Annotated in this window: 11 protein-coding genes; 8 read left to right on the top strand and 3 right to left on the bottom strand. The window is 60.7% G+C overall.

The genetic code is table 11. The annotated features are described in order from the left end of the window. Nucleotides 1-17: 17 nt before the first annotated feature. From CTR2_RS23860 to CTR2_RS23825, 8 genes are all read left to right on the top strand, one after another. Nucleotides 18-251, top strand: coding sequence for a hypothetical protein (locus CTR2_RS23860; protein WP_140400968.1), 234 nt, complete (start codon nt 18-20; stop codon nt 249-251). Beyond that, the gene (locus CTR2_RS23855; RefSeq protein WP_176391582.1) at nt 248-850 is read left to right on the top strand and encodes a hypothetical protein; all 603 of its coding nucleotides are present in this window, start codon (nt 248-250) and stop codon (nt 848-850) included. Before CTR2_RS23860 ends, CTR2_RS23855 begins: the two co-directional genes overlap by 4 nt. Next, nucleotides 843-1,394, top strand: coding sequence for a TlpA family protein disulfide reductase (locus tag CTR2_RS23850; protein WP_087080451.1), 552 nt, complete (start codon nt 843-845; stop codon nt 1,392-1,394). Before CTR2_RS23855 ends, CTR2_RS23850 begins: the two co-directional genes overlap by 8 nt. A 147-nt stretch (nt 1,395-1,541) precedes the next feature. After that, entirely contained in the window at nt 1,542-2,000 is a 459-nt protein-coding gene (gene accB, locus CTR2_RS23845) for an acetyl-CoA carboxylase biotin carboxyl carrier protein (RefSeq protein ID WP_087080453.1), read from the top strand. 124 nt (nt 2,001-2,124) lie between these two features. Further along, entirely contained in the window at nt 2,125-3,483 is a 1,359-nt protein-coding gene (accC, locus tag CTR2_RS23840; protein ID WP_087080454.1) for an acetyl-CoA carboxylase biotin carboxylase subunit, read from the top strand. Between the two features lie 143 nt (nt 3,484-3,626). Continuing rightward, nucleotides 3,627-4,517, top strand: coding sequence for a 50S ribosomal protein L11 methyltransferase (prmA, locus tag CTR2_RS23835; RefSeq protein ID WP_034355260.1), 891 nt, complete (start codon nt 3,627-3,629; stop codon nt 4,515-4,517). A 60-nt stretch (nt 4,518-4,577) separates the two neighbouring features. Continuing rightward, nucleotides 4,578-5,846 (top strand): zinc-ribbon and DUF3426 domain-containing protein, encoded by a 1,269-nt coding sequence (locus CTR2_RS23830; RefSeq protein WP_087080456.1) that lies wholly within the window; start codon nt 4,578-4,580, stop codon nt 5,844-5,846. 111 nt (nt 5,847-5,957) lie between these two features. After that, nucleotides 5,958-6,857 (top strand): carbohydrate kinase family protein, encoded by a 900-nt coding sequence (locus CTR2_RS23825; protein WP_087080458.1) that lies wholly within the window; start codon nt 5,958-5,960, stop codon nt 6,855-6,857. A gap of 103 nt (nt 6,858-6,960) precedes the next feature. On the opposite strand, the gene CTR2_RS23820 is transcribed toward CTR2_RS23825, so the two are convergent. From CTR2_RS23820 to CTR2_RS23810, 3 genes are all read right to left on the bottom strand, one after another. Continuing rightward, nucleotides 6,961-8,031, bottom strand: a complete 1,071-nt coding sequence (locus CTR2_RS23820; protein ID WP_310221982.1) for a hypothetical protein — start codon at nt 8,029-8,031, stop codon at nt 6,961-6,963. A gap of 176 nt (nt 8,032-8,207) precedes the next feature. Continuing rightward, nucleotides 8,208-9,299, bottom strand: coding sequence for a ribonucleotide-diphosphate reductase subunit beta (locus tag CTR2_RS23815; RefSeq protein ID WP_034357815.1), 1,092 nt, complete (start codon nt 9,297-9,299; stop codon nt 8,208-8,210). A gap of 223 nt (nt 9,300-9,522) precedes the next feature. Next, nucleotides 9,523-12,432 (bottom strand): ribonucleoside-diphosphate reductase subunit alpha, encoded by a 2,910-nt coding sequence (locus tag CTR2_RS23810; protein ID WP_087080460.1) that lies wholly within the window; start codon nt 12,430-12,432, stop codon nt 9,523-9,525. Nucleotides 12,433-12,785: the final 353 nt, after the last annotated feature.

Here is a 12,785-nt window from a genome sequence, read left to right as displayed (position 1 = left end):
TGACCTGGAGGCAAGCCATGGCCCGCCTGGGCGCTGACGGTAACCTTTATTGTCAAATTGATAGCTGGTTGCGCATGATCTATATGGATTTAAATGTGTTTTTACTTTCAGTTAGATACGAAACGGGTGCTGGCAGCTATCAAAACCTTGGCTCGTACGGTCCAAGTCAAAGTGCGGTCATTCATCTGGGTCACAATGCGTGCATGACCTGCCGCGCCTGCTGCGGCGGGCGTGATGAAATAGCGCTATGAGTTTGGATAACGTGACTGCTGAAATCGCTCAGACAGCGGCCCGCCTGGTGGTGGAGGAAGGCCTTGAATGGGGCCCGGCCAAGCAACGGGCCGTGCGTCAGCTCGGCCTGCCCGGCCGCACGGCGCTGCCTGACAACGACCAGCTTGAAGAAGCGGTGCGTGAATATATAGAGCTGTTCTGCGGCGACACCCAGCCGCAGGAGTTGCAGGCACTGCGCGAGCTGGCCCTGGTCTGGATGGACAGGCTGCAGGAGTTTCGCCCGCATCTGGCCGGAGCGGTCTGGCGCGGCACGGCCACGCGGCTGTCGGATATCTATCTGCAACTGTTCTGCGATGATCCCAAGTCTGCCGAAATAGCGCTCATCAACAACCATGTGCAATACGAGCCGAGTACGGTCACAGGCTTTCAGGGCAAGCCGGTCGAGGCGCTTTCCGTTCACGCACTGTGCAAGCCTATCAACGAAACCGTGGGCGTGCATCTGCTGGTCTACGACCATGACGATATGCGCGGCGCGATGAAGCCCGATAGTCATGGTCGCAGCCCGCGTGGCGATGCCAAGGCCTTGCGCAAGCTGCTGCAGGAGAGCTGCGATGAGTGAAAACACCTCTGAGAACAAGTCGACCAATGGCTCGCGCCGCCTGTGGCTGACCGGCGCAGTGGCTGCAGTTGCGGCCGGGGGGGGCGCCGGTGTGGCCTGGTGGCGCAGCCAGCCGCAGGCCATGGGCCCTGGCGTCGAGGCACAGCTATGGAGTCATACGTTTGAAACCCCCGATGGCAAGCCTTTTGCCATGGCCGCTTTACAGGGCCGCCCCCTGCTGGTGAACTTCTGGGCCACCTGGTGTCCGCCCTGTGTCAAGGAGCTGCCCATGCTCAGCGAGTTTGCGGCGCAGCAAGGTGCAAAAGGTATTCAGGTCGTTGGCCTCGCGGTTGACAAATCCGAAGCCGTGCTGCGTTTTTTGCAGCGTCAGCCCGTGCAGTTCCCGGTAGCCATCGCCATGCAAGGGGGATTGGGACTGAGCAGAAGCCTGGGTAACTTGCAGGGAGGCTTGCCATTCACGGTTCTTTTTGATGCCAAGGGGCAAGTGCGGCAACGTAAAATAGGCGAGCTTTCCAGCGAAGATCTGACAGATTGGAGCAAATAGAGCGAATGAACATTGCTCTTGTCGTCAGAAAAGTGTAGGTAACTAAATTCCATGGCGACGTTAGTGAAAAATATCTGCCAATGCACGCAGAAGGCCGAATTTGAGGTAAATTCGCGCCCTGTTTAGAAATACGTCGCTGGAGCTCCCATGGATTTGCGAAAACTCAAGACCCTTATTGATCTCGTGTCCGAATCGAATGTGTCGGAACTGGAGATCACCGAAGCAGAGGGCAAGGTCCGTATCGTCAAGAGCGAAGGTGTGGTTCACCAATACGTTGCTGCCCCCGTGCAAGCCGCTCCTGTGATGGCTGCCCCCTTGGCTGCCGCTCCCGTTGCCGCTGCTCCTGTGGCGGCCGCAGCCCCTGCTGCTGAAGGCCATGTGGTCAAGTCGCCCATGGTCGGTACTTTCTACCGTGCCTCCAGCCCCGGCGCCAAGCCCTTTGTGGATGTGGGAAGCCAGGTCAAGGAAGGCGAAACCATCTGCATCGTTGAAGCCATGAAGATCCTCAACGAAATCGAAGCCGACAAGACCGGCACCATTGTTCGCGTTCTGGGTGAAAACGGCCAGGCTGTGGAATACGGCCAGCCTCTGTTCGTGATCGAGTGATAGATCATGAGGCGTTGCGTGCAGTTCGCATGGCAGCGCAGAGGTGCGCTAGCCACTGGCTGCGCGACTGAGTCATTGGCAGTAGTCTGTGCTGCGGCACAGGCACCAAGCTGCGAGGAACTTCATGTTTAAGAAAATTTTGGTTGCCAATCGGGGCGAGATCGCCCTGCGCATCCAGCGCGCTTGCCGTGAGCTGGGTATCAAGGCGGTGATGGTGTATTCCGAAGCCGATCGCGATGCCAAGTACGTCAAGCTGGCCGATGAGGCCGTCTGTATCGGCCCGGCTCCTTCTCCGCTGTCCTACCTCAACATGCCGGCCATCATCTCGGCTGCCGAGGTGACCGATGCGGAAGCCATCCACCCCGGTTACGGCTTTTTGTCCGAGAACGCCGACTTTGCCGAGCGTGTGGAAAAGAGCGGTTTCACCTTTATCGGCCCGACTCCCGAGAACATCCGCACCATGGGTGACAAGGTTTCGGCCAAGCAAGCCATGATCAAGGCCGGTGTGCCTTGCGTGCCCGGCTCGGACGGCGAACTGCCCGACGATCCCGCACTCATCAAGCGCATTGCCAAGACCATCGGCTATCCCGTGATCATCAAGGCCTCGGGCGGCGGCGGCGGTCGCGGCATGCGTGTGGTGCACACAGAAGCTGCACTGATCAATGCTGTGCAGATGACCAAGGCCGAAGCCGGCGCTGCTTTCGGCAATCCTGCCGTCTACATGGAAAAGTACCTGCAGAACCCACGTCACGTGGAGATCCAGGTGCTGGCCGATACGCACAAGAACGCCGTGTATCTGGGCGAGCGCGACTGCTCCATGCAGCGTCGCCACCAGAAGGTGATCGAGGAAGCTCCGGCTCCCGGCATTCCCCGTCGTCTGATCGAGAAGATCGGCGAGCGCTGCGCTGCGGCCTGCAAGAAGATCGGCTATCGCGGTGCGGGTACTTTCGAGTTCCTGTACGAGAACGGCGAGTTCTACTTCATCGAGATGAACACCCGCGTGCAGGTGGAGCATCCCATCACCGAGCTGATCACGGGCATCGACATCGTGCGCACCCAGATCATGATCGCTGCCGGCGAGAAGATGCCTTTCACCCAGCGCCAGGTCGAGTTCAAGGGGCACGCCATCGAGTGCCGTGTGAACGCCGAAGATCCGTACAAGTTCATCCCTTCGCCCGGCCGCATCTCCATGTGGCATGCTCCCGGCGGTCCTGGCGTGCGCGTTGACACCCATGTGTACAACAATTACTTCGTGCCGCCCAACTACGACTCCATGATCGGCAAGATCATTGCCTATGGCGATACCCGCGAGCAGGCCATGGCCCGCATGCGCACGGCCTTGCTGGAGACCGTGGTGGAAGGCATCAAAACCAATATTCCGCTGCACCAGGATCTGATGGTCGACTCCAAGTTCATGGAAGGCGGCACCAACATCCACTATCTGGAAGAGTGGCTGACGCATCGCACGCCCAACAAGCGATGAGATCAGGAGCCTTGCTGCTCTGAGTTCCCATGCTGGCCTCTGGTAACGGAGGCCAGCATTTTCGTTTTTCAGGAAAGTACAAGTGCGTTCTCTCCGTCAGGCCTGACCTGGCATGGATGACGCAGTTGCTAGAAAGGATGGCCATGTTCGAGCTGAGCCTGCTGTGCCCCGAAGATCGGGTCGAAACCATTAGCGAAGCGCTGGATGCACTCGATGCATTGAGCGTGTCCGTAGAAGATGCCGATGCGCAGACCGAAGCCGAGCAGGCACTGTTCGGCGAGCCTGGCATGCCGGCACCGAAAGAAGGCTGGAACCGCAGCCGCGTGATCGCCCTCTATCCCGACGAAGCCGCAGCCACCGAGGCGCGTGATCTGCTGCTGCCGCAGGACTTTTTTGAGGGCTGCAAGATTCTGGCCCTCAAGCCCGTGCCCGAGCAGGACTGGGTGCGCCTGACGCAGTCGCAGTTCGAGCCCGTGGATATCACGCCCGAGTTCTGGATCGTTCCCACCTGGCATGAACTGCCCGAGCAGGCCAAGGTCAGCATCCGTCTGGACCCTGGTCTGGCTTTCGGTACCGGCACCCATCCCACTACTCGCATGTGTCTGCGCTGGATTGCACGCCAGCCCAAGGGCACCCTGGGACGCACGCTGGACTATGGATGTGGCTCGGGCATTTTGGCCATTGGTGCAGCCAAGTTCGGCGCGACCGATGTGGATGCGGTGGACATCGATCCCGCGGCCGTGGAATCGACCAACTACAACACCAGTGCCAACCATGTGGAAGTCAGGGCCGGCCTGCCAGATGCGGCTGGCGGTGAGTACCGGACCGTGCTGGCCAATATTCTGGCTACGCCGCTCAAGGTGCTGGCGCCGCTGCTGTGCGGTCGTGTGCAAGCTGGCGGCAATCTGGTGTTGGCGGGCATTCTGGAACGCCAGGCCGACGAGCTGAAAGAGGCCTATGCGCCTTATCTCAAGCTGGAGGTGGCCGACAGCGAAGACGGCTGGATTCTCATGACTGCACAGCGAGCAGCCTGATTGCGACGCAAACCCGCAGCCGGCAGGTGTGCGGGTTGTTGCTGCCTACAATTGAACCTGATGAGCCAAGTCACCCGTTGCCCCTCCTGTGGAACCCGCTTCAAAGTGGTTGCCGACCAGCTGCGCATCTCGCAAGGCTGGGTGCGCTGCGGGATGTGCCAAAGCGTCTTTGATGCCTCGCAGGATTTGCAGTCCGTGCCCGACGAGCTGCTGCAGCCAGACGCTGCTGATGCGCCGCAGAAACCTGCCGTACAGGAGGTGCAGCCGACGGAAGCCGACGAACAACCCGTGCCGGCTTGGCCGCAGCATGATTCCGCGCTGGTCGCTCCCGCCTCTGAGACCCTGCAGGGTTCGGCTTCGGAATCGGATTCGGTGAACGCGGCACCGGCTGTTGCCCAGGTCGCAGAAGCCGCACCGGCAGCAGAGCCTGCCGATGTGGTTTCCGAACCGGAGCCGTCCGGCTCCATGACCGGGATGGCGGATGCACAGCCCTCGTTTGTCGATCAGGCGCGTCCTCTGACTGAAGAGGCTGCGGAAGCTGCTCGGCATGAGCCTCATCCGGACGCGAGCGAGCCGGAGGATGGGCTGGAGTCTGGTGATATTCCCGCTACCACCGAGCCGGAGCTGCTTGTGCAGTCGTCGCCGAGCGAGGTCCTGATGCCCGAGGCCGCGCAGGACCTCAAGGACGAGGCCCAGGCCGAAGCTGTCTCGAAGGAGGCGCTGCTGCATGCCGATATCGGCGCTATACAACCCGCCAGGGACCGGGCGCAGGCTGTCACGGATGCGGATGAGGCTGTTGCCATTGCTGGCGATGAGCCTGGCTTTGTACGCCAGGCCCGCCGGCAGGCGTTCTGGCACTCAGCAGGCATGCGTGTAGCGCTGGTGCTGGGCTCGCTGGTAGCCGTAGCCGGTGTCGTGGGGCAATATGCCTGGCTGCAACGTGATGTGCTGGCTGCGCAATATCCGGCGCTGGCCCCTGTGCTGGCCAAGGCCTGCAGTCTGGCGGGTTGCGAGCTGCAGGCCCGCCGCGCGATTGCCGATGTGGTGATCAGTGGCTCGGGCTTCAAGCAGCTTGCTGATGACCGTCGGTACCAGTGGAGCCTGACATTGGAGAACCGCTCCGATGCGCCAGTGGCCATGCCCATGGCCGAGCTGACCTTGACCGATGCGCAGGACAGGCCTTTGCTGCGCCGTGTGATCGACCTGAGGCTGCTGGGTGGCCCGGAGCAGTTGCATGCCCGTCAGGAGTGGAGCGTGAACGTTCCTGTGCAGGTGCAGGATCTCGGCGCTGCAGTGGCGGGTTACCGGGCGCTGGTTTTTTATCCCTAATACGGCTTGTGCCAATTCGGATCAGGCAGGGTGTCTCGTCAATAGAAATGCCCGTTGTACATCCTTGTTGGCGCAAGCCACCCTTCATTCATTTCTGAAAGAGAACGCACCATGGCCGCTTTGATCTGCGGGTCGCTGGCATTCGACAACATCATGACCTTTGAAGGTCGTTTCGTAGACCAGATCCTTCCCGACCAGCTGCACATACTGAATGTATCGTTTCTGGTGCCCACGCTGCGCCGCGACTTTGGTGGCTGTGCCGGCAATATTGCCTATAGCCTGAAGCTGCTCGGTGGCGATGCACACCCCATGGCCATGGTGGGCAGCGACGGTGCGGATTATGTGCAGCGCTTCAAGGAGCTGGGCATTGAGACCCGTCATGTGGGTCAGCTGCAGAGCACGCATACGGCGCAGTGCATGATCATGACCGACCATGACAACAACCAGATCACGGCTTTCCACCCAGGCGCCATGATGCAGGCGCACGAGAATCGCATCACTGCCGATATGGCTGCCGATGTCAAGATCGGCATTGTTGCTCCCGATGGCCGTCAAGCCATGATCGAGCACGCCGCCCAGTTCAAAGCAGCAGGCATTCCCTTTGTGTTCGATCCTGGACAGGGCCTGCCCATGTTCAATGGTGACGAGCTCAAGGCCTTTATCGAGCAGGCCGACTGGGTGGCAGTGAACGACTATGAAGGCAAGATGCTCAGCGAGCGCACGGGTCTGAGCTTTGACGAGATTTCGCGCAAGGTGCGCGGCCTGGTCGTGACCCTGGGCGCCGAAGGCTGCGAAGTCTGGCAGCAGGGTGAAAAGACACTGGTTGCTCCGGTGAAGCCCGCTGCCGTGGTCGATCCCACAGGTTGCGGCGATGCCTGGCGCGGCGCCTTCCTGTTTGGTCTGGAGCGTGGTTGGGACCTGGTGCGCTGCGCCGAACTGGGAAATCGCATGGGGGCGCTCAAGGTTGCGCATCGCGGCCCGCAGAACTATCAGCTGGACTTCCAGCCCTGATTTGGTATCCGTGCCTTGAGGGCACAGATATCAGGCATGTAAAAAAGCCCGACTCTCGCAGGAGAGGCCGGGCTTTTTTATGGCGTGCAGGTCAGCGAACCGATCAGGGCTTGTTACCTGTGGGGAAGGGCCAGGCGGCTTGAGGTGCCAGGCGGGTCTGTGCCACGGGTGCAGCGGTTTCGGTTACTGCGGCAGGAGCGGGTGCTGCTGCTGCCTTCTTGGGAGCGGCGGCCTTGGCAGCAGTTGCAGCCTTCTTGGGTGCAGCTTTTGCAGGAGCGGCGGCCTTGGCAGCAGTTGCAGCCTTCTTGGGTGCAGCCTTTGCAGGAGCGGCGGCCTTGGCAGCAGTTGCAGCCTTCTTGGGGGCAGCGGCCTTGGCAGCAGTTGCAGCCTTCTTGGGCGCAGCGGCCTTGGCAGCAGTTGCAGCCTTCTTGGGTGCAGCGGCCTTGGCAGCAGTTGCAGCCTTCTTGGGGGCAGCGGCCTTGGCAGTAGTTGCAGCCTTCTTGGGAGCAGCGGCCTTGGCAGCAGTTGCAGCCTTCTTGGGAGCAGCGGCCTTGGCAGCGGTTGCAGCCTTCTTGGGTGCAGCGGCCTTGGCAGTGGTTGCAGCCTTCTTGGGTGCAGCCTTTGCAGGAGCAGCGGCCTTGGCAGCGGTTGCAGCCTTCTTGGGTGCAGCCTTTGCAGGAGCAGCGGCCTTGGCAGCGGTTGCAGCCTTCTTAGTTGCAGCCTTCGCAGGAGCAGCGGCCTTGGCAGCGGTTGCAGCCTTCTTAGTTGCAGCCTTTGCAGGAGCAGCGGCCTTGGCAGCGGTTGCAGCCTTCTTGGGTGCAGCCTTTGCAGGAGCAGCGGCCTTGGCGGCGGTTGCAGCCTTCTTGGGTGCAGCCTTTGCAGGAGCAGCAGCCTTGGCGGCGGTTGCAGCCTTCTTGGGTGCAGCCTTTGCAGGAGCAGCAGCCTTGGCAGCGGTTGCAGCCTTCTTGGGCGCAGCCTTTGCAGGAGCAGCAGCCTTGGCAGTGGTTGCAGCCTTCTTGGGTGCAGCCTTTGCAGGAGCAGCGGCCTTGGGGGCTGCGGTCTTGGTTGCAGCTGCCTTCTTCACAGCTTCAGCCTTGGGCGCGGCCGCCTTCTTGGCAGGTGTCTTTTTCTCGGTTGTGGCCTTGGCGGCCGTCTTCTTCGCAGTTGCCATCATTTTCTCCTTCGTTGATTTGCATAAGACGTCCGGCTCTTTGCAGTGCCGGACGATTCAAAGCGATGTGGAGTTACGCATCGCTAGGAACACAAATTTGCTTCACGCCAAAAATCTCAGTTTTTTGTAGCAATGAAGTGAAGCAAGTCATGACTCGCATTGTGCCTGCTTAGAAGCAATTAATCCCAAGAAAGTGCGCCTCCGGTCTGATACTCGATCACTCGTGTCTCAAAGAAGTTACGTTCTTTCTTCAAATCGATCATTTCGCTCATCCAGGGGAAGGGATTTTCTTCACCGGGGAACAGTTCCTCCAGGCCGATCTGTGTGGCGCGACGGTTGGCGATGTAGCGCAGATAGCCCTTGAACATGGATGCATTCATGCCGAGCACGCCGCGTGGCATGGTGTCCTCGGCATAGCGATATTCAAGCTCCACAGCCTTCTGGAACAGCTCCGTGATTTCCTGCTTGAACTCGGCCGTCCACAGATGGGGGTTCTCGAGCTTGAGCTGGTTGATCAGATCGATGCCGAAGTTGCAGTGCATGGACTCGTCGCGCAGGATGTACTGGTACTGCTCGGCGGCGCCCGTCATCTTGTTCTGGCGGCCCAGGGCCAGGATTTGCGTGAAGCCCACGTAGAAGAACAGACCTTCCATCAGGCAGGCAAAAACGATCAGCGACTTCAGCAGAGTCTGGTCGGTCTCGGGTGTGCCGGTGTGGAAGTTGGGGTCCATGATCGCTTCGATGAAGGGGATCAGGAACTCGTCCTTGTCGCGGATGGATTGGACTTCGTTGTAGGCGTTGAAGATTTCCGATTCATCCAGACCCAGCGATTCCACGATGTACTGGTAGGCATGGGTGTGGATGGCTTCCTCGAAAGCCTGGCGCAGCAGGAACTGGCGGCACTCGGGCGCCGTGATGTGGCGGTAGGTGCCCAGCACGATGTTGTTGGCGGCCAGCGAATCGGCCGTCACAAAGAAGCCCAGGTTGCGCTTGACGATGCGGCGCTCGTCTTCGGTCAGACCGTTGGGGTCCTTCCACAGCGCGATGTCGCGCGTCATGTTCACTTCCTGCGGCATCCAGTGGTTGGCGCAGGTGGCCAGATACTTTTCCCAGGCCCACTTGTACTTGAAGGGAACCAGCTGGTTCACGTCGGTCTTGGCGTTGATGATGCGCTTGTCTGCGGCATTCACGCGCTTGTGGGTGCTGGTGGACGCGCCGGCTTCTGCGCTGGTGGCGGAAGGGGCAAAGGTGTCGTCGTCAAAGCTCAGCATATTTATTCCTTGAAGGGAAAAAGCTGGGTGCAGTGCAATCGACATCCAGCTTTTCAATCATTTATTGATGGAGTGGCGCCACTCAAATACTGGCGCACTCTAAGGCGAGAGACACCGAGGAAGCGCTGTTGCGCACCGAGGGTGTCGTCCCCATCCCGCGTAGCGAGAGAGGGGGGAAGGCGCGGGGCCGCCTAGGCAAAGCGCCTCAGGGGGAGCCAGTCAATTACTGGCAGGCCTCGCAGCCTGGGTCGTCGATGGCGCAGAACTTGATGTCCGTGGCAGGTGCCTGGGCACGGGCAGCGGCAGCAGCCGCTTCCAGTGCGCTCACCGCAGGCTTGGCCGCAGGTGCAGCCGAAGCGGCAGGAGCGCCGGAGGACACGGCGTTCAGCACACGGCTTTGCACGGTGGACTTCTCGATATTGGTCGCGCTGGTGGTACGCAGGTAGTAGGTGGTCTTCAGACCGCGCAGCCAGGCCAGCATATAGGTGTCGTGCAGCTTCTTGCCCGATGCACCGGCCATGTAGATGTTCAGGCTCTGGGCCTGGTCGATCCACTTCTGGCGGCGCGAGGCGGCTTCCACCAGCCATTCGGGCGAGACTTCGAACGCGGTCGCGTAGAGGTTCTTGATCTCTTGCGGCACGCGGTCGATGGCGCGCAGCGAGCCGTCGAAATGCTTGAGGTCCATGACCATCACGTCGTCCCACAGGCCCAGACGCTTGAGGTCGCGCACCAGGTACTGGTTGATGACGGTGAATTCGCCCGACAGATTGGACTTCACGGACAGGTTGCCGAACGAAGGCTCGATCGAGGCATCCACGCCCACGATGTTGGAGATGGTGGCGGTGGGGGCAATGGCCACGCAGTTGGAGTTGCGCATGCCGTCCTTGGCGATCTTGGCGCGCAGTGCATCCCAGTCCAGCTTGGCGGAGCGGTCCACTTCCACATAGCCGCCGCGGGCCTTTTCCAGCAGCTTCAGAGTGTCGGGGGGCAGGATGCCCTGATCCCACAGCGAGCCCTTGAAGGTGGAGTAGGTGCCGCGTTCCTTGGACAGCTCGGTCGACGCCCAGTAAGCGTAGTAGCAGATGGCTTCCATGGCCTCGTCGGCGAACTCGACGGCGCCCTGGCTGGCGTAGGCGGTGCGCATTTCATACAGCGCGTCCTGGAAGCCCATCAGGCCCATGCCCACGGGGCGGTGGCGCAGATTGGAGTCCTTGGCCTTTTGCACGGCGTAGTAGTTGATGTCGATCACGTTGTCCAGCATGCGCATGGCCGTGTTCACGGTCTTGCGCAGCTTGTCGTGGTCGATCTTGCCGTCCTTGATGTGCTGGACCAGGTTCACGGAACCCAGGTTGCAGACCGCGGTTTCGGTGTCGCTGGTGTTGAGCGTGATCTCGGTGCACAGATTGGACGAGTGCACCACACCCACGTGCTGCTGGGGCGAGCGGATGTTGCAGGGGTCCTTGAAGGTGATCCAGGGATGGCCGGTCTCGAACAGCATCGAGAGCATCTTGCGCCACAGATCCACGGCAGGCACGCGCTTGAACAGCTTGAGTTCGCCGCTGTCGGTCTTGGCTTCATAGGCGGTGTAGGCCTTCTCGAAGGCTTCGCCGTACAGATCGTGCAGATCGGGAGTGTCGGCGGGCGAGAACAGGGTCCACTGGCCTTTTTCCATCACGCGCTTCATGAACAGGTCGGGAATCCAGTTCGCCGTGTTCATGTCGTGGGTGCGGCGGCGGTCGTCGCCGGTGTTCTTGCGCAGCTCCAGGAATTCTTCGATGTCCAGGTGCCAGGATTCAAGATAGGTGCAGACCGCGCCCTTGCGCTTGCCGCCCTGGTTCACGGCGACGGCCGTGTCGTTGACCACCTTGAGGAAGGGAACCACGCCTTGCGATTCGCCGTTGGTGCCCTTGATGCGCGAGCCCAGGGCACGCACACGGGTCCAGTCATTGCCCAGGCCGCCAGCAAACTTGGACAGCAGAGCGTTTTCCTTGATGGATTCGTAGATGCCGTCCAGATCGTCGGGCACGGTGGTCAGGTAGCAGGACGACAGTTGCGAGCGCAGCGTGCCGCTGTTGAACAGCGTGGGAGTGGACGACATGAAGTCGAAGGACGACAGCAGTTCGTAGAACTCGATGGCACGGGCGTTGCGGTCGGGCTCGTTCAGCGCCAGGCCCATGGCCACGCGCATGAAGAAGGACTGGGGCAGCTCGATGCGGGTCTTGCGCACGTGCAGGAAGTAGCGGTCGTACAGGGTCTGCAGACCCAGATAGTCGAACTGCTCGTCGCGCTCGGCCTTCAGGGCCTTGGCCAGACGGGGCAGGTCGTAGTTCAGCAGCTCGGGGTTGAGCAGTTCGTTGTCCACGCCTTTTTGCACAAAGCCGGGGAAGTAGTCGGCATAGGCGGCCTGCATTTCCGCGGGCTGCACGTCGCGGCCCATGACTTCGCGCACGATGGTGTGCAGCAGCAGACGGGCGGTGACGTAGGTGTAGTCGGGGTCTTTTTCGATCAGCGTACGGGCGGCCAGGATGGACGCCTTGTAGACCTCGGCCAGAGGCACGCCGTCATACAGATTGCGCAGGGTCTCGGCCACGATGGGGGCGGACTGGATGTCGGCATTCAGATTGCCGCAGGAAGCGACGATCAGGGCTTCCAGGCGCTCCTGGTTCAGCGGCACGCGCTGGCCGTTGTCGGTCACATGCAGCACGGGCTTGGTGGCGGCAGCGGCTGCCACTTCGGCGGCCTTCTTCTGCTCGGCACGCTCCTGGTTGCGGCGCTCGCGGTACAGCACATAGGCGCGGGCCACGTCCTGGTGGCCGGCACGCATCAGGCCCAGCTCGACCTGATCCTGCACATCTTCAATATGGAAGGTGCCGCCATCGGGGCGCGAGCGCACCAGTGCGCGCACCACGCCGTCGGTCAGTTCGTTGACGGTGTCGCGCACGCTGGCGGAAGCCGCGCCCTGCGCGCCGCGCACAGCCAGGAAGGCCTTGGTCAGGGCCACGGCAATCTTCTGGGGCGCGAAAGCCACCACATCGCCGCTGCGGCGGATGATCTGATAGCTGTCATTGGGGGAGGAAGAATTGGCTGCACCGGCAGGTGCGGCAGAAGGCAGTGAGTTCAACGCTTCTTGCATAAGTTCCTCTGAGTCAGTATGTGGATAGGCAGACAAAGGCCTGCACTGTGGGCAGGCCATCAAAAACACGATTCGGCGCCTCGGTTTACACATGGTTTGCACAGGGTGTGCACAACTTGTAAACACTAGATATGGGGTCTGAGACGCTTCAAAACACTACCGGTAGTGTATCGCGCTTAAATCCGGGCGACCTGATGAAACTACTGAATCTGGCATTTCGAGCGCCGCTTGACAGCCGCAAAAATGACTTCATCCCGCATGAATAAAGGCCTGTGGCGCGGTTGCGCGCGGCGGCAGATCGGGACGGAAATATGTAAAAAATTTGCGTGTTTGATGCAGGCGACAGTTGTTGC

Source organism: Comamonas thiooxydans (assembly GCF_002157685.2).
Lineage (GTDB): Bacteria > Pseudomonadota > Gammaproteobacteria > Burkholderiales > Burkholderiaceae_C > Comamonas > Comamonas testosteroni_H.
Note: the sequence above shows the minus strand (reverse complement) of the source record. Positions and strands in the feature narration are given on the sequence as shown.

Excerpts from the sequence above, each read along its gene's own strand:
- CTR2_RS23860 (WP_140400968.1), top strand. The coding sequence starts at position 18 with ATGGCCCGCCTGGGCGCTGACGGTAACCTTTATTGTCAAATTGATAGC.
- CTR2_RS23855 (WP_176391582.1), top strand. The coding sequence starts at position 248 with ATGAGTTTGGATAACGTGACTGCTGAAATCGCTCAGACAGCGGCCCGC.
- CTR2_RS23850 (WP_087080451.1), top strand. The coding sequence starts at position 843 with ATGAGTGAAAACACCTCTGAGAACAAGTCGACCAATGGCTCGCGCCGC.
- accB (WP_087080453.1), top strand. The coding sequence starts at position 1,542 with ATGGATTTGCGAAAACTCAAGACCCTTATTGATCTCGTGTCCGAATCG.
- accC (WP_087080454.1), top strand. The coding sequence starts at position 2,125 with ATGTTTAAGAAAATTTTGGTTGCCAATCGGGGCGAGATCGCCCTGCGC.
- prmA (WP_034355260.1), top strand. The coding sequence starts at position 3,627 with ATGTTCGAGCTGAGCCTGCTGTGCCCCGAAGATCGGGTCGAAACCATT.
- CTR2_RS23830 (WP_087080456.1), top strand. The coding sequence starts at position 4,578 with ATGAGCCAAGTCACCCGTTGCCCCTCCTGTGGAACCCGCTTCAAAGTG.
- CTR2_RS23825 (WP_087080458.1), top strand. The coding sequence starts at position 5,958 with ATGGCCGCTTTGATCTGCGGGTCGCTGGCATTCGACAACATCATGACC.
- CTR2_RS23820 (WP_310221982.1), bottom strand. The coding sequence starts at position 8,031 with ATGATGGCAACTGCGAAGAAGACGGCCGCCAAGGCCACAACCGAGAAA.
- CTR2_RS23815 (WP_034357815.1), bottom strand. The coding sequence starts at position 9,299 with ATGCTGAGCTTTGACGACGACACCTTTGCCCCTTCCGCCACCAGCGCA.
- CTR2_RS23810 (WP_087080460.1), bottom strand. The coding sequence starts at position 12,432 with ATGCAAGAAGCGTTGAACTCACTGCCTTCTGCCGCACCTGCCGGTGCA.